General features: G+C 68.8%; 24 protein-coding genes. 16 read left to right on the plus strand and 8 right to left on the minus strand.

Annotated elements, in window-relative coordinates; translation table 11 throughout:
* The first annotated feature begins 5 nt into the window (after positions 1–5).
* The 3 genes from OHB24_RS28645 to OHB24_RS28655 all read left to right on the plus strand — a co-directional run bounded on the left by OHB24_RS28645 (position 6) and on the right by OHB24_RS28655 (position 3932).
* Positions 6–626 carry a hypothetical protein gene (locus OHB24_RS28645; RefSeq protein WP_327633955.1) on the plus strand — a complete coding sequence of 207 codons (621 nt, stop codon included), beginning with the start codon at positions 6–8 and terminating at the stop codon, positions 624–626.
* 47 nt (positions 627–673) lie between these two features.
* Complete coding sequence (locus OHB24_RS28650) at positions 674–2563, plus strand: DUF3352 domain-containing protein (protein ID WP_327633956.1); 1890 nt, start codon at positions 674–676, stop codon at positions 2561–2563.
* Between the two features lie 997 nt (positions 2564–3560).
* Complete coding sequence (locus OHB24_RS28655) at positions 3561–3932, plus strand: VOC family protein (protein WP_327633957.1); 372 nt, start codon at positions 3561–3563, stop codon at positions 3930–3932.
* 1 nt (position 3933) lies between these two features.
* On the opposite strand, the gene OHB24_RS28660 is transcribed toward OHB24_RS28655, so the two are convergent.
* Positions 3934–4095, minus strand: a complete 162-nt coding sequence (locus OHB24_RS28660) for a hypothetical protein (protein ID WP_327633958.1) — start codon at positions 4093–4095, stop codon at positions 3934–3936.
* A 102-nt stretch (positions 4096–4197) separates the two neighbouring features.
* Here OHB24_RS28660 and OHB24_RS28665 point away from each other — a divergent pair, with 102 nt between their 5' ends.
* Entirely contained in the window at positions 4198–5346 is a 1149-nt protein-coding gene (locus tag OHB24_RS28665; protein ID WP_327633959.1) for a serine hydrolase domain-containing protein, read from the plus strand.
* On the opposite strand, the gene OHB24_RS28670 is transcribed toward OHB24_RS28665, so the two are convergent.
* Positions 5347–5916: a dihydrofolate reductase family protein gene (locus OHB24_RS28670; RefSeq protein WP_327633960.1), complete on the minus strand. Its 570-nt coding sequence runs from the start codon at positions 5914–5916 to the stop codon at positions 5347–5349. It lies immediately after the preceding gene.
* A 78-nt stretch (positions 5917–5994) separates the two neighbouring features.
* On the minus strand, positions 5995–7827 hold the full coding sequence (recQ, locus tag OHB24_RS28675) for a DNA helicase RecQ (RefSeq protein WP_327633961.1): 1833 nt from the start codon (positions 7825–7827) through the stop codon (positions 5995–5997).
* An 88-nt stretch (positions 7828–7915) separates the two neighbouring features.
* On the opposite strand from recQ, the gene OHB24_RS28680 reads away from it, so the two are divergent.
* On the plus strand, positions 7916–8473 hold the full coding sequence (locus tag OHB24_RS28680; RefSeq protein ID WP_327633962.1) for a hypothetical protein: 558 nt from the start codon (positions 7916–7918) through the stop codon (positions 8471–8473).
* Here OHB24_RS28680 and OHB24_RS28685 read toward each other — a convergent pair.
* Positions 8467–9279: an AraC family transcriptional regulator gene (locus OHB24_RS28685; protein WP_327633963.1), complete on the minus strand. Its 813-nt coding sequence runs from the start codon at positions 9277–9279 to the stop codon at positions 8467–8469. The genes OHB24_RS28680 and OHB24_RS28685 overlap by 7 nt on opposite strands.
* A gap of 122 nt (positions 9280–9401) precedes the next feature.
* Here OHB24_RS28685 and ilvD point away from each other — a divergent pair, with 122 nt between their 5' ends.
* Together ilvD and OHB24_RS28695 are read left to right on the plus strand one after the other, a co-directional pair.
* Positions 9402–11252: a dihydroxy-acid dehydratase gene (gene ilvD, locus OHB24_RS28690; protein WP_327633964.1), complete on the plus strand. Its 1851-nt coding sequence runs from the start codon at positions 9402–9404 to the stop codon at positions 11250–11252.
* Entirely contained in the window at positions 11249–12019 is a 771-nt protein-coding gene (locus OHB24_RS28695; protein WP_327633965.1) for a phosphotransferase enzyme family protein, read from the plus strand. The genes ilvD and OHB24_RS28695 overlap by 4 nt, the downstream gene beginning before the upstream one ends.
* Here OHB24_RS28695 and OHB24_RS28700 read toward each other — a convergent pair.
* The 4 genes from OHB24_RS28700 to OHB24_RS28715 are packed head-to-tail and all read right to left on the minus strand — an operon-like array spanning position 12008 to position 14126.
* A complete protein-coding gene (locus tag OHB24_RS28700; protein ID WP_327633966.1) occupies positions 12008–12310 on the minus strand; it encodes a type II toxin-antitoxin system PemK/MazF family toxin in 303 nt (100 codons plus the stop codon). The genes OHB24_RS28695 and OHB24_RS28700 overlap by 12 nt on opposite strands.
* 10 nt (positions 12311–12320) lie before the next feature.
* Positions 12321–12557, minus strand: a complete 237-nt coding sequence (locus OHB24_RS28705) for a ribbon-helix-helix domain-containing protein (RefSeq protein WP_130379807.1) — start codon at positions 12555–12557, stop codon at positions 12321–12323.
* Between the two features lie 24 nt (positions 12558–12581).
* On the minus strand, positions 12582–13412 hold the full coding sequence (locus OHB24_RS28710) for an SDR family NAD(P)-dependent oxidoreductase (protein ID WP_327633967.1): 831 nt from the start codon (positions 13410–13412) through the stop codon (positions 12582–12584).
* Positions 13413–13454: 42 nt separating this feature from the next.
* A complete protein-coding gene (locus tag OHB24_RS28715; protein ID WP_327633968.1) occupies positions 13455–14126 on the minus strand; it encodes an LON peptidase substrate-binding domain-containing protein in 672 nt (223 codons plus the stop codon).
* Positions 14127–14249: 123 nt separating this feature from the next.
* On the opposite strand from OHB24_RS28715, the gene hisD reads away from it, so the two are divergent.
* The 9 genes from hisD (at position 14250) to OHB24_RS28760 (ending at position 23497) form a co-directional block, all read left to right on the plus strand.
* Complete coding sequence (hisD, locus tag OHB24_RS28720) at positions 14250–15575, plus strand: histidinol dehydrogenase (RefSeq protein ID WP_327633969.1); 1326 nt, start codon at positions 14250–14252, stop codon at positions 15573–15575.
* Positions 15575–16693: a histidinol-phosphate transaminase gene (locus OHB24_RS28725; RefSeq protein WP_327633970.1), complete on the plus strand. Its 1119-nt coding sequence runs from the start codon at positions 15575–15577 to the stop codon at positions 16691–16693. Before hisD ends, OHB24_RS28725 begins: the two co-directional genes overlap by 1 nt.
* Positions 16690–17292 carry an imidazoleglycerol-phosphate dehydratase HisB gene (gene hisB, locus OHB24_RS28730; protein ID WP_130379799.1) on the plus strand — a complete coding sequence of 201 codons (603 nt, stop codon included), beginning with the start codon at positions 16690–16692 and terminating at the stop codon, positions 17290–17292. The genes OHB24_RS28725 and hisB overlap by 4 nt, the downstream gene beginning before the upstream one ends.
* A complete protein-coding gene (gene hisH / locus OHB24_RS28735; RefSeq protein ID WP_327633971.1) occupies positions 17289–17930 on the plus strand; it encodes an imidazole glycerol phosphate synthase subunit HisH in 642 nt (213 codons plus the stop codon). The genes hisB and hisH overlap by 4 nt, the downstream gene beginning before the upstream one ends.
* A 153-nt stretch (positions 17931–18083) precedes the next feature.
* Positions 18084–18869, plus strand: a complete 786-nt coding sequence (locus tag OHB24_RS28740; RefSeq protein WP_327633972.1) for an ABC transporter ATP-binding protein — start codon at positions 18084–18086, stop codon at positions 18867–18869.
* Positions 18866–19687, plus strand: a complete 822-nt coding sequence (locus tag OHB24_RS28745; RefSeq protein WP_327633973.1) for an ABC transporter ATP-binding protein — start codon at positions 18866–18868, stop codon at positions 19685–19687. Before OHB24_RS28740 ends, OHB24_RS28745 begins: the two co-directional genes overlap by 4 nt.
* Positions 19684–21513, plus strand: a complete 1830-nt coding sequence (locus OHB24_RS28750) for an AMP-dependent synthetase/ligase (RefSeq protein WP_327633974.1) — start codon at positions 19684–19686, stop codon at positions 21511–21513. Before OHB24_RS28745 ends, OHB24_RS28750 begins: the two co-directional genes overlap by 4 nt.
* Positions 21510–22397 (plus strand): branched-chain amino acid ABC transporter permease, encoded by an 888-nt coding sequence (locus tag OHB24_RS28755; RefSeq protein WP_327633975.1) that lies wholly within the window; start codon positions 21510–21512, stop codon positions 22395–22397. Before OHB24_RS28750 ends, OHB24_RS28755 begins: the two co-directional genes overlap by 4 nt.
* The gene (locus OHB24_RS28760; protein ID WP_327633976.1) at positions 22394–23497 is read left to right on the plus strand and encodes a branched-chain amino acid ABC transporter permease; all 1104 of its coding nucleotides are present in this window, start codon (positions 22394–22396) and stop codon (positions 23495–23497) included. Before OHB24_RS28755 ends, OHB24_RS28760 begins: the two co-directional genes overlap by 4 nt.
* The last annotated feature ends 1 nt before the right edge of the window (position 23498 follow it).

A 23498-nucleotide genomic window follows, 5' to 3' on the forward strand; every position in this document is an offset into this window, starting at 1 on the left:
GCGTCGTGAGTCAACCGGAGTCGTCCCAGTCGTCGCCGTACCTGGCACCGCCGTCGTTCAGCCCGTTCGGGGCGCCGGTGGTGGAGGAGGCTCGGTTGCCGTGGGCCAAGGCGGTTCTGGTGACTGTGGTGGTGTTCCTGGTCGCCGGGGTGGTGGCCGGGTGGGGCTGGCAGCAGTTCTCGCCGTTGGCGCAGTACACCGTGGACGAGCAGGGTGGGGCGCTGGGCGAGGAGCAGATGACCCGGATCTTCGGGCCGGACGGGACGTTCACGGCGATCGGGTTCGTGGCGGCCGTGGTGCTCGGTGCCGCGTTGTTCTGGTGGCTGCGGAACTACGGTCCGTGGTCGGTCGCGATCGTGACGCTCGGCGCGTGTCTCGGCGCCGGAGTGTCGTGGGGCGTCGGGATGCTGCTCGGGCACGACCCGCTCGATCCGCGGCTGCGGGCCGCTCACCCGGGGGATCTGGTCTCCGCCCCGCTGGAGCTGCACACCTGGACTCCGGCGGCTGCCTGGCTGGTCGGCGCCGCACTGGCCTGCGCGATCATCGCGGCCACCACCTGGCGCGCGGACCCGGTTGCAACCACTTCGCAACCTGCTGCGTCCGACTCTGGACCGCCGGTCCACTAGCCTTTGCAGGTCCGGCGGTGAGGCCACCGGAGCCAGCGAGGGAGCATATGTCCGACCAGAACCAACCACCCACGTACCCAGGTGCCGGCGGTCAGCAGCCGCAGTACGGTCCGCCGCAGGGGCAGAACCCGCAGGGGCAGAACCACTGGCCGCAGGGCCAGCAGGGCGGCCCACAGGGTCCGCAGCCCGGCCAGCAGGGGTACCCGCAGCAACACCCACAGCAGGGCCAGCAGTACGGCGGCCCGCAGCAGGGTGGTCCTCAGCAGGGCGGCCCGCAGTACGGCGGTCCCCAAGGCCCGCAGGTTTCCCAGCGTCCCCAGCACGGTGCGCCCCAGCCTCAGCAGGGCGGGCAGTACGGCGGTGCGCCGTACGGCCAGGGTGGATACGGGCAGCCGAGCCAGCCGGGTCAGCCCGGTCAGGCGTCGTACGAGCAGATGCATGTCGGCGGGCAGCCGCCGCAGGGCCCCGGGTTCGGCGGCCCGCAGCAGTGGCAGCCGGAGCCGAAGAAGAAGCGCGGCAAGCTGATCCCGATCATCGCCGCACTGGCGATGGTGCTGGTGGTCGCGGGCGGCGGCATCTTTGCCTACGGCAAGCTCGGCGGCGGCGGCAAGCAGCCGTCCGACGTCCTGCCGGGCACCGCGGTCGGTTACGTCCGCGTGGACCTGAACCCGTCCGCCGGCCAGAAGGTCGCGGCGATCCGGTTCATGATGAAGTTCCCGTCGGTGAAGGACAACCTCGGCCTCACAGGTGAGCAGGACGACCTGAAGCAGAAGCTGTTCGATCAGATCAAGAAGTCCGCCGGCGACGACCTCGCCGACGTCGACTACGCCAAGGACATCAAGCCGTGGCTGGGTGACCGCGCCGGTTTCGCCGCGCTGCCGCCGGCCGAGGGCAAGGACGAGCCGGTCCCGGTGGTCGCGGTCCAGGTCACGGACGAGGACGCCGCGGCCAAGGGCATGGACAAGCTGCTGGCGAACGAGGACAAGAAGCCCGGTCGCGCGTTCAGCAACGGCTACATGATCCTCGGTGAGGACCAGGCGACCGTCGACTCGGCCGTCGCAACGGCGAAGGACAACCCGCTGACCAAGAACGCCAAGTTCAGCGCGGACATGGACAAGCTCGGCGAGCAGGGCTTCATCTCGGGCTGGGCGGACGCCAAGGGCCTGGCCTCGATCAGCGGCAAGGTCGACTCCGGTCAGCTGTCAGGTCTCGGTGACGCCAGCGCCGCGGTGGCGCTGCGGTTCGACGCGTCGTACGTCGAGCTGAAGGGCATCGCGCACGGCGACAAGAGCGTCAAGGTCGGTGCTGCCGACGCCGGTGACCTGGTCACGAAGCTGCCGGACGGTACGGCCGGCGCGATCGCGATCTCCGGTGGCGAGAACCTGATCGACACCGCCTGGGCGCAGGTGCAGAAGGCGGGCGGCGAGAACCTGCAGCCGATGATCGACAAGATCGCACAGGAGACCGGCCTGAAGCTGCCGGACGACCTGAAGAGCCTCGCGGGCAAGAACCTGTCGGTCTCGATCGACAAGGACACCGCGGACGGCCCGAAGATCGCGGCCCGGATGGAGACCGACCCGGCGAAGGCCGAGCCGGTCGTGCAGAAGCTGACCGCGCTGCTCCGGCAGCGTTCCTCGGCCAACATCCCGATCGAGACCGCGAAGGACGACGACACGCTCGTCGTCTCGACCAGCAAGGACTACGCCGAGCAGGTGCTGAAGGGCGGCAACCTCGGCTCGACGGAGAACTTCAAGCAGGCGCTGCCCGACACCAAGGGCGCGGTGATGATCGGGTACGTCGACTTCGAGGCGGCCGGCTCCGTCAGCGACCGGTTCTCCGACGACAAGGACCTGGCCGCGCTCCGCTCGGCCGGCATCGTCACCCGCTCCACCGGCGACGGCGAAGCAGAAATCACCCTCCGGGTCGTCGCCAAGTAACCACGCTCCAGCAAGAAGCCCCGGACCGCCTGACCACAGGCGGTCCGGGGCTTCTCTGCGAATCCAGCGCCCGCGCCGTCCCCGTCGACGTACCATCTCGTCCGCCCGCACGGCGTCCACCAAAAGCCGCTGCTTGCCCCCAGCAACAACGCCGGCGACCTCACATCAAGCCAGCCGTCCCCCACCACGAACGCGCGCACGAGTGCTGCGCGCCGAGCGTGCCGCAATCACCAGCGTTTCCTCGAGTCGTGGATTTCGGCGGCCAACCGCAGCCCCGATCCACGACTCGACGTTCCAGCGGCCAACCAAACGCCACGACTCGACGCGATCCCGGCCAAGGCAGGCGTTCCGCGCGACACTCGAACCGACCCGCCCGCCCCGGCCCCCAAGCGCTGTCCGCACAGGCCGGGTTATCCGGCTCTTCTGACTGATCCGTGGGCTCGGCCGGTCGCGGGTCAGGGCTTCCGGCCGAGCCGAACGTCCCGCCGCGGGCCCCCGCTGTTTGCCGGCCATTGGTCGCGGTCGTGTCTGCATTGGTGGAGGGTTTCCCGTACATCGGTGGAGTGTTTCTGGCGCTATCGCAGCAAAACCCTCCACCAACGACCGCCCCATCGCCGTCACCACGTCAGCTGGGAAGCGGGGGGTTGGGTTGGGGAGGTTTTGTTCCCGGATCGGGCAGGAAATCCTCCCCAGATCCGCCTACCAGCACATGCCACGCACGGCACCCACGGGCACCGGCCGGGAGCAAACCACCCACGGATGCGGCGGGGTGGGTGCTGGTGGCTGGGGACAGGTAATACCGGGTGTCGACACACGCGTACCTGTCGTGCGAGCCCGGAATGGGCTGATCAGCACCCAGACAGCGGGTAGTCGAGTGTCAGGTGCGTGCGATCGGTGCTTGTTCTTGTGCGAGATTTCTTTTGGGGTGATGTCGAAAAGTGTGGATCTGGTTCTACCTCCTGAGTGAAAGCACCTCTTCAGGAGAAGGAGAATCAGGATGAAGTACATCAGCGAGATCAGGACGGTTGGCGTTGCGGTGGCGGATCAGGATCGGGCGGTGGCGTTCTACGCCGAGACTCTGGGGTTCGAGGTGCTGATGGATGCGCCGTTGCCGCAGCTCGGCGGGCGGTGGATCGTGGTCGCGCCGTCGGGGTCGGCGGCGAGCATCGCGCTCGTGCCGGCGAGCGAGGGCAACCCGGCCGGCGTCGACACCGGCATCCGGATGGCCAGCCCGGACGCTAAGGCGGCTCACGAGCACTTCCTCGAGGCCGGCGTCGACACCGACGAACTGCTGGAGTGGCCGGGCGTCCCGCCGATGTTCAGCCTCCGCGACCCCGACGGAAACCGCCTCTACATCTCTCAGGCCTGACTCAGACGAGGACGTCTCCGCGATCGACGCTGACGATCGAGCCGGTCGAGTACGGCTGGTTCATCAGGTAGACGTAGGCGGCGGCGGTGTCCTCGGGCTCGCCGACGCGTTGGAGGGGCAGTTGGCGGGCGGTCTCGTCGTACTCGAGGTCGCCGCGCCACAACGGCGTACGGACAACAACCGGGTTTGACGCCGTTCAAGACCGCGCCGCAGATACTCGCTCCAACGGTCACTTGGACGCCGTAGTTGGTGCCATCATCGGAGGATGAGGTGGAACGCAGCCGCCCTCCTGGTGATTGCGTTGGTGGTGGGGTGCTCTGGTGGGGGAGAGGTACCGGGACCCGCGCCGGACAGCCCTGCGCAGACGGCCTTTCCGGATCCGGGGACGGAGACGCTCGACCCGGGGCGGGCCGCGGTACTGCAGGACGTGCTGAACAAGATCGTTACGTTCCCGGACAGCCCGTCAGGTTCGCGAGGCGTCACTGCAGCGGTGGTCACCGACCGCTGGGTGTGGTCGGGCGCTGCCGGTGCCGACATCCGCGGTACGCCGTTGCGCCCGGACACCAGCATGGCGGTCGCCAGCATCACGAAGACGTTCCTCGCGGCGGAGGTGATGCTGCTCGCGAGCGCCGGGAAGCTCAACCTCGATCGGCCGCTCTCGGCCTATGTGCAGCACAGGCTGACCTCCAACAGCGCAACCGTTCGGCAGCACTTGTCGATGACGTCCGGCGTTCCGGATTTCGAGTCGTCCGACTACGGAGCAATGGACGGGGCGATCGCCGCGGCGCCTGGTAGGCACTGGACGCTCGCGCAGTCGTTGGACTTCCACACAGCGAAGGTCGGTCCACCCGGCAGCCCGTACAGCTACAGCAATCCCAGTTATGTGCTGCTCGGCATGCTGATCGAGAAGATCACGGGCAAGCCGCTCGCCACGGCGCTCCGGCGCGACCTGGCCACGCCGGCCGGGCTTCGGCACGCGGCGTTCCAGGACGCGGAGAAGCCGCAAGCGCCTGCTGCCGTCGACAACAACGAGTCCTGCGGTGCGCCCGACGGCTTCCTCCCGTGCCGAGCGTTCGCCAGTGCGGTGGCCGCACCCGGTGGACTGGCCGCCGACGCCCCGACGGTCGCTCGCTGGGGGTACGAGCTGTACGGCGGCCGCGTCCTCCCGCCCGATCTGGTCCGTCAGATGACCGACGGTGACGGCGAGTACGGGCTGGGGACGATGCGGTTCACGCGCCTGTTCGGCATCGGGGACGCCTACGGTCACGGCGGCGACATGCCTGACCACACCAGCCTGCTGGTCGTGATCCCCAGCGAGCGGGTGTCGATCGCTGTGATCCTCGCCGACGGCGGACGGAGCGTCGACCGACCGATGGCCGACCTGGCCAAGGAGCTCGAACCGCTGCTCAGCTGATCAGCGTCGTACCCGGTAGCGGAGGTGCGTCGCGCGCGGAGTGTCGATCACCCGGACGATCTCGAGCTCGACGCGCTCGGGGAGTACGTCGAACAGCCGCAGACCGCTGCCGAACAGGACCGGAACCTGGCTGAGCTGGAGCTCGTCGAGGACCCCGGCCGCCAGTGCCAGTTGTGCCGTGACGGCGCCGTGGACCAGCACGTCCTTGTCGCCGGCCGCTGCCTTGGCCTGCGCCATCGCGGTCTCGATGTCGCCCACGACGTGGACGTTCTCGTAGTCCACCGGTGACGGGTCGCGGCTGAGGACGAAGAGCGGTACGCCGTGATGGTCGCCGCCGTAGTAGTCGACCTGCTCCGCCGTACGACGGCCGACCAGGACCGCGCCTGTGGCGTTCAGCTCGTCCCAGATCTCGCCGGGCTCACCCTCCGGGCGGCCCACCTTGCCGTCCGCGTCCAGGTACCACTCGTGCAACCGCATGAAGTCGTCGCCGCCGGGGTTGCCGGGCCGGTCGTCCGGCCCCGCGATGTAGCCGTCGGCGGAGATCGACATCAACAGCACGGATGAAGACATGAGCATGCTCCTCGATCCGGTGGCGCGGCTGATCCGCGCCGTCATCTTCGCGTCGAAGACCCTGGAGGAGAATCGACATCACTCAGAGGCCAATGTCTCCAGCACGCCGTCGCCGTACTTGGTCAGCTTGTTCTCGCCGATGCCGCTGATCGTGCCCAGCTCGGTCAGCGACGACGGCTGGTCGGTGGCGATCTGCCGCAGTGTCGCGTCGTGGAAGATGACGTACGCCGGAACGCCCTGCTCCTTGGCCACGGCCGCCCGCCACGCGCGCAACCGCTCGAACACCGGCGCCGCCTCCGGCGGCAGGTCGGCCGCCGCCTTCTTCCCGCCCGACGACCTGCTCGAGGACCTGACGCGCTCGGGCTCGCGGCGCATCATCACCTCGCGCCGCTTGCCGAGCACCTCGCCGCTCTCCTCGGTCAGCACGAGCGTGCCGTAGTCACCCTCGACCGCCAGCAACCGCAGCGCCAGCAACTGCCGGACCACCCCGCGCCACTCGGTGTCCTTCAACTCGGTGCCGATTCCGAACACTGTCAGCTCGTTGTGCCGGAACTGCTTGACCTTGTCGGTCTCCTTGCCGAGCAGGATGTCGATCAGCTGCCCGGCGCCGAACTTCTGCCCGCGCTCGCGCTGCAGCCGGAACACCGTCGACAGCAGCTTCTGCGCCGCGATCGTCCCGTCCCACGACTCCGGCGGCGTCAGACAGGTGTCGCAGTTCCCGCACGAGTCACCCTGCTGACCGAAGTACGCCAGCAGCTGCGACCGCCGGCACTGCACGGTCTCGCACAGCGCCAGCATCGCGTCGAGATGCGACCCCAGCCGCCGTCGATGCGCGAGGTCGCCCTCGGACGTGTCGATCATCTTCCGCTGCTGTACGACGTCCTGCAGCCCGTACGCCAGCCACGCGGTCGAGGGCAGTCCGTCCCGCCCTGCACGACCGGTCTCCTGGTAATACCCCTCGACCGACTTCGGCAGATCGAGATGCGCCACGAACCGGACGTCCGGCTTGTCGATCCCCATCCCGAACGCGATCGTGGCGACCACGACCAGCCCGTCCTCGCGGAGGAACCGCGCCTGGTTCGTCGCACGGGTCCGGCTGTCCAGGCCCGCGTGGTACGGCACGGCCTCGATCCCGTTCTGGGTCAGGAAGGCCGCGGTCTTCTCGACGCTGTTGCGGGACAGGCAGTACACGATGCCCGCGTCGCCGGCGTGCTCGGTGCGGAGCAGGTCGAGCAGCTGCCGCTGCGGGCTGTCCTTCGGGACGATCCGGTACTGGATGTTCGGCCGGTCGAAGCTCGCGACGAAGTGCTTCGCCTCGTCCAGCTTCAGCCGGGTCGCGATCTCCTGATGCGTCGCCTCGGTCGCCGTCGCGGTCAACGCGATCCGAGGTACGTCGGGCCAGCGCTCGTGCAGCTCGGACAGCATCAGGTAGTCGGGCCGGAAGTCGTGGCCCCACTGCGACACACAGTGCGCTTCGTCGATCGCGAACAGCGCGATCTTGCCCTGGTCGAGCAGCCGCACGGTCGCCTCCACCCGCAGCCGCTCGGGTGCCAGGTACAGCAGGTCGAGCTCGCCGGCCAGGAACGCCTGCTCGACGTCACGCCGCTGCTCGTAGTCCTGCGTGGAGTTCAGGAATCCCGCCCGTACTCCGAGCGCTGTCAGCGCGTCCACCTGGTCCTGCATCAACGCGATCAGCGGCGAGATCACCACGCCGACGCCGGACCGGACGAGCGACGGGATCTGGTAGCACAGCGACTTGCCGCCGCCGGTCGGCATCAGCACCAGCGCGTCGCCGCCCGCGACGACGGTTTCGATGATGTCGGCCTGCTCACCGCGGAAGGATTCGTACCCGAACACCCGCCGGAGGACCTGAAGGGCTTCGGAATCGGGCAGCTCGGTCGTCTCACTCACCCCGGCGAGTCTACTGAGATCCTGCGGCTGATGTTGGCCGGTCGCGCCGACCTGTGGATGACCGGGTCGATTGATATACCTCTGGCCCATGACCGACCATCAGTCACGCCGCTATGTCATGCGTCCAGAGATCGGCTGGCCGCAGGTCGACGCGTTCGCGACGAAGTCCGGCCGGCAACTCGTCCACTCGAACCCGCGGTCGGTCGACGTCGACGGGCAGATGATCTGGACGGACGACGCAGGTACGTCGCTGCACTACGTCGTCGACGCCACGGCAGGTATCGGGTACGTCGTCGGCACGGCAGCTGACGTCGAGCAGGAGGTGGTTGCCGGTCTGCGGCCGTGGACGCTGCGCGAGCTGTTCGCCGGGTTCGACGAGGCGGAGGACCTGCGGGATCGCGGGCAGTTCGTCCTGCGGATCGGGCTGGCGGCACCCGAGGAGTACGACGAGGGGGTGTTCACCCGGATCTGTGCGGGGCTCGGCGCGGGGGAGTACCAGTTGCGGTACGCCGCGCTCTGGGCGTCGACGTACACCGGATATCAGGAGTTCGTTCCGGTCATCGAGTCGCAGTTGCTCGACGACGACGCGGAGGTCGTCCGCACCCGCGCCCGCAGCGTGCTGGAGGCATTCCGGGCGGTTCAGTGATCGGGGAGGTTCGGGAGTTCTTCCGTCATCCACTGACGGGGCGAGCAGCCGGCGATCGTCTGGAACTCACGGGTCAGGTGCGACTGGTCGGCGTACCCGGCAGCGGCCGAGAGCTCCGCCAGCCGGGTGCGCGGGTGCCTGCGGAGGTGGCTGGTGACGCGCTCGAAGCGCAGTACTCGGGACGCGACCTTGGGCGGCAGGCCGAACTCGGACGTGAACCGGTCAGTGAGATGTCGCCGGCTCCAGCCGACCTCCGTCGCCAGCTCCTGTACGCCGATTGCGCCGCTCGACGCACACAGTCGCTGCCACGCCCAGTCGAGCTCCGGACGGACCGCACCCGACTGGCGCGCTCCGAGCCGCCGCAGCAGCATGTCCTCGAGCAGGTCGAAGCGGGTCGACCAGCTCGTCTCCGCACGCAGGTGCTCGGTCAGCTCGCGTGCCGGCCGTCCGAGCACGTCGTCGAGCCCTACGACCACTGACGCGAGCTCACCCGGCGGCAGCCCGAAGAGCACGCGTGCGGCCGCGGGAGTGAGTGACAGCTGCACACCGGCCCGGCTGGGAGTCTGACCGATCTGCACGGCGGTGGAGTGCAGTCCGCCGACCAGTGCGTCGTACTTCTCCACCGGACTGTCCGGCCACGCGACGCCCAGCGGCTCGTCGAGCGTGACGACGAGCGTCAGGTAGCGCGAGGGGAGCCCGCGGTGCAGGTCCGGGGGATCGGCGTCGTACGCATACCCGGTGACGTCGCCGACGTACGGGCGCAGCGCCGCGTGCAGCGGACGCGTGCGGTGGTCCATCCCGGCCATGGATCCAGACTAGGACCGCCCATGGACAAAACAGGCCCTCCAGGATCCGGGACCCGCGTACCGCCATCCGGACGGGCGTGGCAGGATCGGTAGGTACGTTCACGTAGCAAGGAGATGTCGTCGTGCCTGCTCTCAGGTCCCGCACTGTCACCCACGGCCGCAACATGGCGGGCGCCCGCGCGCTCATGCAGGCCTCCGGGGTAGCCCGGGAGGACTTCGGGAAGCCGATCATCGCGGTGGCGAACAGCTTCACGGAGTTCGTCCCCGGCCACACGCACCTCGCCCCGGTCGGCCGGATCGTGTCCGAGGCGATCCACGCGGCCGGCGGGATCGCCCGCGAGTTCAACACGATCGCCGTCGACGACGGGATCGCGATGGGCCACGGCGGCATGCTCTACAGCCTCCCGTCCCGGGATCTGATCGCGGACTCGGTCGAGTACATGGTCGAGGCGCACTGCGCCGACGCGCTGGTGTGCATCTCGAACTGCGACAAGATCACCCCCGGCATGCTGATGGCGGCGCTCCGGCTGAACATCCCGACCGTGTTCGTCTCCGGCGGCCCGATGGAGGCCGGCCGCGCGACGCTCGTCGACGGCACGGTTCGCAAGCTCGACCTGATCGACGCGATGTCCGAGGCCGTCAACGAGAACGTCTCCGACGCCGACATCCTGCGGATCGAGGAGAACGCCTGCCCGACGTGCGGTTCCTGTTCCGGCATGTTCACCGCGAACTCGATGAACTGCCTGACCGAGGCGATCGGCCTCTCGCTGCCGGGCAACGGCTCCGTGCTGGCCACCCACACCGCCCGCAAGGCGCTGTACGAGAAGGCCGGCGAGACCGTCGTACGGATCACCGAGCGGTACTACGACAACGACGACGCCACCGTGCTGCCGCGGAACGTTGCGTCCAAGGAAGCGTTCGAGAACGCGATGGCGCTGGACATCGCGATGGGCGGGTCGACCAACACGATCCTGCACCTGCTCGCGGCCGCGCAGGAGGCGGAGGTCGACTTCGACCTCGACGACATCAACGCGGTGTCGCGCCGGGTCCCGTGCCTGGCGAAGGTCGCGCCGAACGTCGCGCCCCAGGGCACGTACTACATGGAGGACGTGCACCGCGCCGGCGGCATCCCGGCCATCCTCGGCGAGCTGCACCGCGCCGGCCTGCTGAACCAGGACATCCACACCGTGCACAGCGACTCGATCGACGAGTGGCTGAAGACGTGGGACCTGCGCGGCGGATCGCCGTCGCCGGAGGCCGTCGAGCTGTGGCACGCGGCGCCGGGCTGCAAGCGGTCCGCGACCGCGTTCTCGCAGTCGGAGCGGTGGGAGACGCTGGACGACGACGCGGCCAACGGCTGCATCCGGGACCGCGAGCACGCGTACTCCGCGGACGGCGGTCTCGGCGTCCTGAAGGGCAACCTGGCCGTCGACGGCTGTGTCGTGAAGACCGCCGGTGTGGACGAGTCGATCTGGACGTTCGAGGGTCCCGCGGTGGTGTGTGAGTCGCAGGAGGAGGCCGTCGAGAAGATCCTGGCGAAGCAGGTCCAGCCGGGCGACGTCGTCGTGATCCGGTACGAGGGCCCGAAGGGCGGTCCGGGCATGCAGGAGATGCTGTACCCGACGTCGTTCCTGAAGGGCCGCGGTCTCGGCAAGGTCTGCGCGCTGATCACCGACGGCCGCTTCTCCGGCGGTACGTCGGGACTCTCGATCGGGCACGTGTCGCCCGAGGCGGCGTCCGGCGGGACGATCGCGCTGGTCCAGGACGGCGACCGGATCAAGATCGACATCCCGAACCGGTCGATCGAGCTGCTGGTCGGCGACGACGAGCTGGCCGCGCGCGAGGCGGCACTCGGTGGCGTCTACGCCCCGAAGAGCCGCGACCGCAAGGTCACCACTGCCCTGCGCGCCTACGCCGCGATGGCCACCAGCGCCGACAAGGGCGCCGTCCGCGACGTCAGCAAGCTGGGGTGACGGGCGAGGCCCTGTCGGGCGGCCGGTTCGCCAAGCCGGTGCGGCAGGGTGACACGGTGCAACGCCGGAGGAGTACGGCGAACACGCACGCACTGCTCCGGCATTTCGAGCAGGTCGGATTCGACCTGGCACCAAGACTTCTTGCTGCGGACGGTGAGACGGAGACGCTCTCCTACCTCCCCGGGACCACGGGATACCCGCCGCTGTCCGAGGAGCTCCGGTCGGATCAGGCGCTGGTGAGTGTGGCTCGCGCGATCCGCCGGCTCCACGATGCGACCGAGGGGTTCGAGCCGGTCGATCCAGCCGACTGGCACGAGCTCGAGGTCGCGACGCCGGTCCGGATCGACTGCGTCGGGCATCACGATCTGGCCCCGTGGAATCTGGTCTTCGACGGATCCGACGTCACCGGGATCATCGACTGGGACACGATCCGCCCGTCGAACCGCCGGTGGGATCTCGCGTACGCCGCCCATCAGTTCGTGCCGTTCCACCCGCCGGCCTCGCTCGAGCCTTTCGGCTGGCCGGAGGAGCCCGACCGGGCCCGCCGGCTGCGTCTGTTCTGCGACTCCTACGGACTCGGGGTCGCGCCGGCCGAGCTGGTGGATCTGATCGGGATCAGGCTGCTGTCGTTCGCGGCGTACATCGCGCAGCAGGTGCACGCGGGGGACCCGGCGTTCGACGTACACCGGGAAGAGGATCACGCCGGCGGGTACCGAGCGGCTGCGGCGTACGTGCTGGCGAACCGGGCGGCGTTGCTAGAGCCCTAGATCGAATGCCAGGTTGATGGCCTCGGCCAGGGCGGGTTCCTGGTCGGGGTGGAGGTAGCCGATCAGGCGGCCGAGCTGGGCCTTCGGGATGGTCTGGATGTTGTCGCAGGAGATCGCGCTCGCGTGGTCGAGGCCGTTGTCGGGGCCGACCAGGACCTCGGTGGACAGGCCGCGGATCGTGCTCGTGATCGGCGCGACCGTGACGTTGGTGAGGCGCGGGCGGATCAGTTCACGGGTCAGCACGACGACCGGCCGCGGCTTGTCGAGCCGGGCGATGTGCAGCGGGCGCACGACGTCGTACTCAGTCGAGGTCGCTGAGCACGGTGCCGGCGGCCGCGGGGGCCAGGCCCTCGAGGTCGGCGTACTCGCCGTGTTCGTTCAAGATGGCGAGGTCGCGGGCCGCCAGTTCGCGGCGCCGCTCACGCACCATCGCCCGGGCGACCACGGACGCCCGGCTCGTCGCCTTGTCGGTCGCGACGAGCTCGTCCATGAAGTCGACCAGGTCGTCCGGCAGCCGGACTGTGATCTGCTTGCTCATACCATGACCATACCGCTGTGGGATTCATTTTGGTAGGGCTGTCTGCTCGGCCAAGATCGCCCACAGCCGCTCGGCCGTGTCCTGGTCCTGCGCCGCGGTCGAGGGATCGGTACGTCGTTCGCGCGAGTAGTAGCACCCCGACTCGTTCGCGACGTCCGGTGTGGTGGCCAGCCAGACCAGCGTCTTGGCGCCCTGCTCCGGGGTCCGAGCGAACGGCTTGGTCATCGCCATCATCAACTTCATCAGCCGGCCGTTGTTGGTGTTGAACCCGGTCGCGACCAGTCCCGGCTCGAACGTGTACGTGTGGATCGCCGGCATCCGCCGCGCCAGCTCCCCGCTCAGCAGGATCAGTGCCAGCTTGGTCTCGCCGTACCGGCGCAGCGAACCGCCGGCCAGCCGCGCCGACCCCGAGAAGAACCGCTCACCGCTCAGATCCTCGAAGTCGATCCGCTTCGCCTTCTCGTGCTCGTCCGACGCAGTGCCGATCACCCGTGCGCCGACCGCCAGCCGGTCGGCGAGCAGCCGCGTGATCAGGTACGGCGCGACCACGTTCAAGGCCCACGTCAGCTCGATGCCTTCGGCGGACACCTGGTGGGTCCCGTACATCGCGCCGGCGTTGTTCACGAGTACGTCGATCACCGGCGTCCGCTCAGCGACGTCGGTCGTCATGTCCCGGATCGACGCCTGCGAGGTCAGATCCGCCTCGAACACGTCCGCGCCACCCAGCTCCCCGGCGACCCGTTCTGCCTTCGCTCGGTCCCGAGCCACCAGCCCGACCCGAGCGCCTCGCTCCACCAAACCCCGAGCCCCCGCCAACCCGATCCCGTTGGTGCCACCCGTGATCAGCACATACATACGCGACCCCCTCCTTCAACCGCAGTCTAAGGAAGCTGACGGTCAGTTGGGGGAGAGCGCGGACCAGGTGATGAGGTCGGTGGCAGGGAGGGACGGGAGGGCGGTGATCGCGGAGAGTTCGGTGTCGATGAGGGCGACGAGCTGGACGAGCCGGGTGGTGACGTCGGCGGCTTCGAGGAGTTTCTGGCGTTCGGGCGTCATAAGCTTCATCGCGGCCGACATCAGGTACGACAACGTGCCGGGGTCGTCGGGGAGGTCGCCGAGGTGCAGGCCGGGGCGGCTGATCTCGCTGATCGCCTCGGCGTACTTGCGGAACCTCTCGAGCGCGATCGTCGCCGTACCCAGCGGGTCGTCGCCGAGGTCGTCGGCCAGCCACTCGACATCCGCGACCAGGTAGTCTCCGCCGCCGTCCAGCTCGCTCACCTTGAACCGCCGGTTCCCGGTCAGCGTCACCTCGACCGGTCCGTCGTCGTCCGCGTCGAGCGCGATCTCGGAGATCGTCGCCGCGCAGCCCGTCCCGTACAGCGACCGGAAAACCCGCTCACCCAGCTCGTACCCGTCCCGGACCGCGAGCGCGCCGCAGACCAGTTCGCCGCCGTTCTCGACCAGGTCGCGGACCACCGCGCGGCCCTGGACGTCGGTCACCGGAATCGAGACCACCAGGCCGGGAAAGATCACCGTGTCGACAGTGAGCAACGGCAGGCGGGAGTCCATGCCAACGAGCCTAGTGGACGAACCCCGCGATCACGGCCGGTGACCGCGCCGGTACGGTGTCGCCGGCGGCCGTCCTGTGGATATGGCGCGGAGCAGCCCGGGTCGCGCCACTAGACTGGCGCCATGATTCGCCGCGTCGACCTGCGGGGCCGAGTGGCGGCCGGAGAGGTCTCCGACCTCCAAGCCGAAGTGAACGCCCTCGTTCCCCGAGCCGTATTCGACGTCGAGAAGGCTCTCGACGTCGCCCGACCCATCTGCCTGGACGTCCGCCATCGCGGCCTCGAGGCGATCCGGGAGTACGGCGAGAAGTTCGACCATGTGCGCGTCGAGGACATCCGGGTCCCGGCCGAGGCGCTGAAGACCGCGCTCGAGGAGCTCGACCCGGAGGTGCGCAGCGCCTTCGAGGAGTCGATCCGCCGGGTCCGCGAGGTCAGCCAGGACGAGCTCACCGCCGACATCGCCTCTGAGCCCGCACCAGGCGGGCGGGTGACCCAGCGGTTCGTCCCTGTCCAGCGCGTGGGTCTGTACGTGCCAGGTGGCCGTGCGCCGCTCGCGTCGAGCGTGCTGATGAACGTCGTTCCGGCTCAGGTGGCCGGCGTACCGTCCCTGGCTGTTGCCTCGCCGCCGCAGAAGGAGTTCGGCGGCTTGCCGCACCCGACCGTGCTCGCGGTGTGTGCGCTGCTCGGGATCGAAGAGGTCTACGCGATGGGCGGCGCGCAGGCGATCGCCGGTTTCGCGTACGGCTTCGACGGCTGCAAGAAGGTCAACCTGATCACGGGTCCCGGCAACATCTACGTGGTCGCCGCCAAGCGGTTCCTGCTGGGTGAGGTCGGTATCGACTCCGAGGCCGGCCCGACCGAGATCGCCGTCCTCGCCGACGACACCGCCGACCCGAAGCACGTCGCCGCCGACCTGATCAGCCAGGCCGAGCACGACCCGATGGCCGCCAGCGTGCTGGTGACACCGTCCGAAGCTCTGGCCGCTGCGGTCGAGGCCGAGCTGCCGGGTCAGGTCGCGAAGACCAAGCACCAGGACCGCGTGACGGAGGCTCTGACAGGTCAGCAGTCGGCCGTCGTACTGGTCGACGACCTCGAGCAGGGGACCGCGGTGGTGGACGCGTACGCCGCCGAGCACCTGGAGATCCAGACCGCGGACGCCGAGGAGCGGGCCGGCCTGATCACCAACGCAGGCGCGATCTTCGTCGGCAGCTGGTCGCCGGTGTCGCTCGGCGACTACTGCGCCGGCTCCAACCACGTCCTCCCGACGGCCGGGTGCGCCTGTCACTCGTCGGGCTTGTCCGTGCGCAGCTTCCTGAAGGCCGTCCACGTGATCAACTACTCGCGCGACGCGTTGCAGGCGGTCGCCGGCCACGTGGTCACGCTGGCCCACGCCGAAGACCTGCCCGCCCACGGCACCGCGGTGTCCGTCCGATTCCCAGGAGAGCAGTAATGGGGCGCTTCGACGGGTTGCCGATCCGCGAGGAGCTGAAGAGCTTCGAGCCGTACGGCGCCCCGCAGCTGGACGTCCCGGTTCTCCTGAACGTCAACGAGAACCCGTACCCGGCGAGCGAGGCGACCATCGCCGACATCGCCGCAGCGGTCACCGAGGCCGCGCGTGGCATGAACCGCTACCCGGACCGCGAGTTCATCGGGCTCCGTGCGGACCTCGCGGCGTACCTGGCACGTGAGTCCGGCGCGCACCTGGAGCCGGAGCAGCTCTGGGCGGCGAACGGGTCCAACGAGGTGATGCTGCACATCCTGCAGGCCTTCGGCGGCCCTGGTCGTACGGCGCTCTCGTTCGCGCCGACGTACTCGATGTATCCGGAGTACGCGCGGGACACCAACACGGCGTGGGTCGCCGGCCGTCGCGCCGAGGACTTCACGCTCGACAAGAGCAAGGCGCTCGCGGCGATCTCCCGGCATCGCCCGTCGGTGGTGCTGCTCGCCTCGCCGAACAACCCGACCGGGACGGCGCTGCCGATCGACGTGACCGAGGCGATCGTCGCGCAGGCCGGTGCCCAGGGTGCCGTGGTGGTGGTCGACGAGGCGTACGCCGAGTTCCGCCGGGCCGGGACACCCAGTGCGGTGAGTTTGTTGCCGTCGTACCCGAATCTTGCGGTCGCGAGGACGATGTCGAAGGCGTTCGCGATGGCGGGCGGGCGGGTCGGATACCTTGCCGCGAGCAAGCAGTTCGTGGACGCGTTGCGGATCGTCCGGTTGCCGTACCACCTGTCCGCGGTGACCCAGGCGGTCGCGCGGGCGGCGCTGCAGCACTCCGACGAGCTGCTCGGCCGGGTCGAGCTGCTCCGCGTGGAGCGGGACGAGACCGTCGACTGGCTGCGCTCGCTGGGATTGCGGGCGGTCGACTCGGACGCGAACTTCGTCCTGTTCGGCACGTTCGCGGATCGGCACGCGGTCTGGCAGGCGTTGCTGGACGACGGCGTACTGATCCGGGAGACCGGTCCGGACGGCTGGCTGCGGGTCTCGATCGGCACCGGCGACGAGATGGCCGCGTTCCGCGCTTCATTGGAGCGCATTCTCAAGACAGACACAGGAAGGCTGACATGAGCGGGCGTACGGCGCGGATCGACCGGGAGACGAGTGAGTCGAAGGTCCTGGTCGAGCTCAACATCGACGGCGAGGGCCGGGCGGACATCTCCACGGGGGTCGGGTTCTACGACCACATGCTCAACGCGCTCGCCAAGCACGCGCTGCTCGACCTGCACGTGAACACGGTCGGCGACCTGGAGATCGACGCGCACCACACGGTCGAGGACACCGCGATCGGTATCGGCCAGGCGCTGAAGGAAGCCCTCGGCGACAAGCGCGGGATCCGCCGGTTCGGCGACGCGACCGTGCCGCTCGACGAGGCGCTCGTGCACTGCACGGTCGACCTGTCCGGGCGTCCGTACTGCGTGCACACCGGCGAGCCGGACGGCCAGGTGTACGCGATCATCGGCGGCGACTACGCCGGTTCGCTGACCCAGCACGTGTTCGAGACGCTCGCGTTCAACGCCGCGATCTGCGTCCACATCCGGGTGCTGTCCGGCCGCGACCCGCACCACATCGTCGAGGCGCAGTTCAAGGCGTTCGCCCGCGCGCTCCGCGCCGCCGCCGAGCTGGACCCGCGGCAGCCGGGCATTCCGTCCACCAAGGGTGCCCTGTGAGCAAGAAGGTTGTGCTCCTGGACTACGGGTCGGGGAACATCCGGTCGGGGGAGCGGGCGCTGCAACGCGTCGGCGCCGACGTGACGGTGACCTCGGACTTCGACGCGGCCTGCAACGCGGACGGTCTACTCGTGCCGGGCGTGGGTGCCTTCGAGGCCTGCATGACCGGACTCAAGGCGGTCCGCGGCGATGTCGTGGTCGATCGCCGGCTGACCGGTGGGCGCCCGGTGCTCGGGATCTGCGTCGGCATGCAGATCCTGTTCGCCCGCGGCATCGAGCACGGCGTGGAGACCGAGGGCTGCGAGCAGTGGCCCGGCACGGTCGAGCGCCTGCAGCCGAAGGACGACCAGCCGGTCCCGCACATGGGCTGGAACACGGTCGACGTACCGTCCGGCACGAAGCTCTTCGACGGCGTCGAGAAGGAGCGGTTCTACTTCGTCCACTCGTACGGCGTTCGCGAGTGGCAGCTGCAGGACGCCCGCGAGTCGGTCGCGCCGCTGGTGACGTGGACGACGTACGGCGCCGACCGCTTCGTTGCCGCCGTCGAGAACGGGCCGCTCACCGCCACCCAGTTCCACCCGGAGAAGTCCGGCGACGCCGGCGCGGAGCTGCTCGCCAACTGGGTTCGTTCGTTGTAATACCAGTCGCGTAACTGGTTTCACCCCTGACGATCGGTCACGGTTGCGCAGCGGTGTCCGATTTCCGGGCTGCGAGGCCTTCAAAGTCGCTGACTGTGCTGTCACACTCACTCGCCAAGATGCTGGTTGGGGAACCTCCACCGAGGGGGCCGGGTGCTGGCGGCGAAGAATCTCGAGGTCGTCTACGACGATGTGATGCTGGTGCTGCGGGGCGTCGGCCTCGAGGTTCCACAGGGCCGGATCGTGGCCCTGCTGGGGGCGAACGGCGCCGGCAAGTCCACTTTGCTGCGCGCGTTCTCCGGTCTGCTCGACGTCCATGACGGTGCGGTCCGGCGCGGGTCGATCACCCTCGACGGCGAGCCGATCCACACGTACGGCGCCAGCCGGATCGCTGCCCTGGGCATCAAACAGGTCATGGAAGGCCGGCGCATCCTGGCCGACCTCACCGTCGAGGAGAACCTGAGGATCGGCGGGCACGTCAGCCCGCGCTCGATCAAGACCAACCTGGACCGGACGTATGAGTTGTTCCCGGTGCTGGCCGACCGGCGCCGCAAGCTCGCCGGTTACCTGTCCGGCGGCGAGCAGCAGATGCTCGCCATCGGCCGGGCGCTGATGTCGGATCCGAAGTACCTGCTGCTGGACGAGCCGAGTCTCGGGCTGGCGCCGATGATCGTCCAGCAGATCCGGGACGTGATCGTGCAGATCAACCAGGACGGTACGACGGTTCTGCTGGTCGAGCAGAACGCGGCGATGGCGTTGTCGATCGCCGAACACGGTTACGTGCTGGAGAACGGCGCGATGGTGATGGACAAGCCGGCCGCGGAGTTGCTTGCCGACGGCGACGTTCGCGAGTTCTATCTCGGCCTCGGCGCCGAAGGCTCGGCGAAGTCCTTCCGGGACGTGAAGCACTACCGCCGCCGGAAGCGTTGGCTCTCGTGACGGCGACAGAGGCTCGGCAGAGCGAGAGCACGGAGGAAGCGACGCCGGTGCTCACGTTCGAGGATGTCGTCCTCGGATTCGACGGGGTGACGGCCCTCAACGGCGTGAGCTTCACGGTGAACACAGGCGAGCTGTTCGCGGTGATCGGGCCGAACGGCGCCGGCAAGACCTCGATCTTCAACGTGTTGTCCGGCGTCTACCGGCCGCAACAGGGCACCGTCCGGTTCGGCGACGAGGACCTGATCGGCCGCCGGCCGCACGCGATCGCGCGCCTCGGCATCGCCCGGACCTTCCAGAACATCGAGCTGTTCTCCAACCTCACCGTGCTGGACAACCTGATGCTCGGCCGGCACCTTCATCACCCGTACGGCGTCCTCGCCGCGTTCGCGTGGCTCGGCAAGGCCCGGCGCAACGAACTCGCGAACCGCCTCGCCGTCGAGGAGATCGTCGACTTCCTGGAGCTCGCCCCATGGCGGCGGCTCCCGGTCGGCCTGCTGCCGTACGGCGTGCAGAAGCGGGTCGAACTGGGCCGCGCCCTCGCGTCCGAGCCGAAACTGCTGCTGCTCGACGAACCGGTCGCGGGAATGAACCTGGAGGAGACCGAGGACATGGCCCGGTTCATCCTCGACATCCGCGACGAGCTCGGGCTGCCGATGGTGATGGTCGAGCACGACATGGGCCTGGTGATGGATCTGGCCGACCGGATCATGGTGATCGACTTCGGCAAGCCGATCCGTACCGGCACGCCGCGGGAGGTGGCGACCGATCCCGACGTGGTGCGCGCCTACCTCGGCGAGGAACACCGGGTGATGCCGTGAGCACCATCGCCACCCGGGTCCGGGAGCGCGCCAGGAAGACCCCCGGCGGAATCGCCTTGCGGGAAAAGGATCTGGGCATCTGGCAGCAGGTCAGCTGGCTGCAGTACTGGGACACCGCCGCGCTGGTCGGCCACGCGCTGATTGCCCTCGGCATCGAAGTCGGCGACCGCGTCGCGATCCACTCGGAGAACCGGCGCGAGTGGCTCTACACCGATGTCGGGACGGTCGCCGTCCGCGCCGCCACCGTCGGTCTCTACCCGACCAACCCGGTCGCCGAGGTCGGCTATCTGCTCCGGCACTCGGGCGCGAAGGTGCTGATCGCCGAGGACCAGGAGCAGGTCGACAAGGCGCTCGCGGTCGAGGATCTGCCCGACCTGCGGCACATCGTGTACGTCGAGCCGCGCGGCATCCGCTACCGGTACGACGACCCACGGCTGATCGCCTGGCCCGACTTCCTTGCCCTCGGCACCGAGCATCGCGAGGCCCATCCGAACGCCGTCGCGCAACGAATGATCGACGCCCGCCGGGACGACGTGGTGACGCTGATCTACACCTCCGGGACCACCGGACCGCCGAAGGGCGTGATGCTGACCGGCGCGAACGTCGACTTCGCGATCCAGGAACTGGTCGAGCGCGGCGGCTTCACCGCACCGCCGCCGTCACCGCGCGACAGCGTGCTGTCCTACCTGCCGTTGTGCCATGTCGCCGAGCGGATCTTCAGCGGCTGGTTCGGCGCCGGGGCCGGCGTCTGCGTGCACTTCGCCGAGTCGATCGAGACCGTCGCGCCCAATCTGCACGAGGTGCAGCCGACCGTCCTGTTCGGCGTACCCCGGATCTGGGAGAAGATCGCGGCCGGTGTGCAGATCCGGATCCAGTCCGCGGATCCGGTCAAGCGCCTGCTCGGCGGCTACTGGTTGCGCCGCGCCGACTGGATCGGCGGCGTCCTCGCGGCCAATGGCGGACGTCATACCGCCGCCTCGCGAGCGGTCTACGCGATCGGCTGGCTGTTCTGCTACCGCGCGCTGAAGGATCGCGTCGGCCTCCGCAAGGTCCGGTACGCCGCCTGTGGGGCAGCACCGATCGCACCCGAGGTACTGCGGTTCTTCATGGGCCTCGGCCTGCCGATGCACGAGGTGTACGGCATGACCGAGAACACCGCGGTGGCCACCGCCAACCGCCCAGGCCGGGTCAAGGTCGGCACGGTCGGCGAGCCGCACGAAGGTGTCGAGGTGCGGATCGACGAGAGCACCGGCGAGATCCTCACCAAGCATCCGGGGACGTTCGCCGGCTACTGGCAGGACCCGGAGGCGACCGCGAAGGTGATCGGCCCCGACGGCTGGCTGCACACCGGTGACGTGGGGGAGTGGGTCGAGGGTACGCACCTGCGCATCACCGACCGGATGAAGGACATCATCATCACGGCGGGTGGCAAGAACGTCGCCCCGTCGGAAATCGAGAACGCCCTGAAAGCATCGCCGTACATCAAGGAAGCCGTGGTGATCGGCGACCGGCGCAAGTTCCTCACCGCGCTGATCGGCATCGAGCCGGACACGGTCGGCCACTGGGCCCAGGTCCATCGCCTGCCGTATTCGACGTACGGCGACCTGTCCGCGAAGCCCGAGGTGATCGGGCTCGTCCAGGGAGTCGTTGACGAGGTCAACGAACGGTTCGCCACCGTCGAGCAGGTGCGGTCGTTCCGGCTGCTGCCGAAGGTGCTGGATCACGAGGACGGCGAGCTGACCGCGACCCAGAAGGTCAAGCGCACCGCGGTCGAGTCGGCGTTCGCCGGCCTGGTCGAGTCCATGTACGCCGGGGGTGTCAGGTGAACGAGTTCGTCGCCACGGTGGTCCGCGGTCTCGGCAACGGATCGATCTACGCGCTGCTGGCGCTGGGCTTCGTGATCGTCTACAAGTCCATGCGGGTGATCAGTTTCGCCCAGCCGGCGTTCATGATGGCCGGCGCGCTCCTGACCGGTTATCTGGTGCTGTCGATGAACTTCTTCGTCGCCGTCCTGGTCGCGCTGCTGCTGACCGGGTTGCTCGGCGCCGGGGTGGAACGGCTCGCGTTGCGGCCGATGATCGGCAAGCCGGTCTTCGTGATCGCGATCATCACCCTCGGCGTCGACATCGTGATCCGGACCGTGGTGAACTCGTTCATCGGCCTGGACATCCGGCAGATGGGTGATCCGTGGGGCCTGCGGCAGGTCGACGTACTGGGCGCCAAGATCGATCAGCGGCATCTCGCGACGCTCGTGACGACCCTGGTCGTGGTGGCGGCGCTGTTCGCGTTCTACCGCTGGTCGCGCACCGGTCTGGCGATGCGGGCGGCGTCGTCGGACCAGGAGGTCGCGCTCGCGCAGGGAGTGTCGGTCGGGCGGGTGTTCTCGTTGTCCTGGGCGCTCGCGGCCGCACTCGCCGGGCTAGCCGGGGTGTTCCTGTCGACCGGCATCGGACTCGAGCAGAACCTCTGGTTGACCGCGCTCAAGGCACTGCCGGTGATCATCCTCGGCGGCCTGGATTCCCTCGGCGGGGCAGTGATCGCGGGCCTGACGGTCGGTGTGATCGAGGCGCTGGTCGGCAGTTACGGCGACAACCTGCACCCCGTTTTCGGTGGCGACTTCTTCCTCGTCGTCCCGTACTTGCTGATGCTCCTCGTCCTGCTCGTCAGACCCTACGGCCTTCTCGGCACTCGCGAGGTGGAGCGGATATGAGCCGACCATTGCTCTACCTGTCCTACAAGCAGGACACGGCTCTGCTGAACACGCCGGGGAAGCGGTTCTGGACGTCGGTGCTCGCGATCGCGGCGGTGTCGTTGCCGTTCCTGCTGACCGACGACCTGCTCGTCGTACTGGCGACCGCGTGTGTGGCGTCGATCGGGGCGATCGGGCTGAACCTCGTCACCGGGTACGCCGGGCAGGTGTCGCTCGGGCATGCGTTCTTCCTTGCCATCGGCGCCTATACGGCGGCGGCGTTGTCGGGGGACCCGGACAGCACCCGGCTGATCGGGTTCGGGATCACCTCGGTGCCGATCTGGTTGCTCGCGGCCGGACTGGTCGCGGGACTCGCCGGGTTGATCGTGGCGCCGCTGGCGGCCCGGTTACGCGGGTTGTACCTCGCCGTGGTGACGCTGGGCCTCGTGTTCATCGGCGAGCACGTGTTCAAGCACTGGCGCGATCTCACCGGGGGAGTCGGGGTCGGCCGTCCGGCCGCCGTACCGGAACTGTTCGGGATCCAGTTCGCGGTGGACGGGTCGATGTTCACCAAGGCACAGAAGCTGTACCTGCTGATGCTCGTGCTGCTGGTGATCTTCGGCGTACTGGCCCGGAACCTGGTTCGCTCCCGGGTCGGCCGGGCGCTCGCCGCGGTCCGGGACCGGGACCTGGCCGCCGAGGTGATCGGGGTCGACGTGACCCGCTACAAGATGATCGCGTTCGCGGTGTCGTCGTTCTACGCCGGCGTCGCGGGCGCGCTGCTGTACGTGATGATCGGCTTCGTCGAGCCGGGGTCCTTCAACCTCGGTATGTCGGTGCAGTACATCGCGATGGTGCTGATCGGCGGTGTCGCCACCATCTCCGGATCGGTGCTCGGCGCGCTGTTCATCACGCTGTTGCCGAGGGTCACCCGCGAGCTTCCGGCCGTGCTGCCGTTCATCAGCAGCAGTTCGGCGGCCGGCGGTATCACGGTCTTCCAGGTCGAGACCATCCTCTACGGCCTGCTGATCATCGCCTTCCTGATCTTCGAACCGCGAGGGTTGTTCGGGATCTGGAACCGGCTCCGCACCTACTGGAAATCCTGGCCGTTCTCGCACTAAG

Source organism: Kribbella sp. NBC_00482 (genome assembly GCF_036013725.1).
Taxonomy (GTDB): domain Bacteria; phylum Actinomycetota; class Actinomycetes; order Propionibacteriales; family Kribbellaceae; genus Kribbella.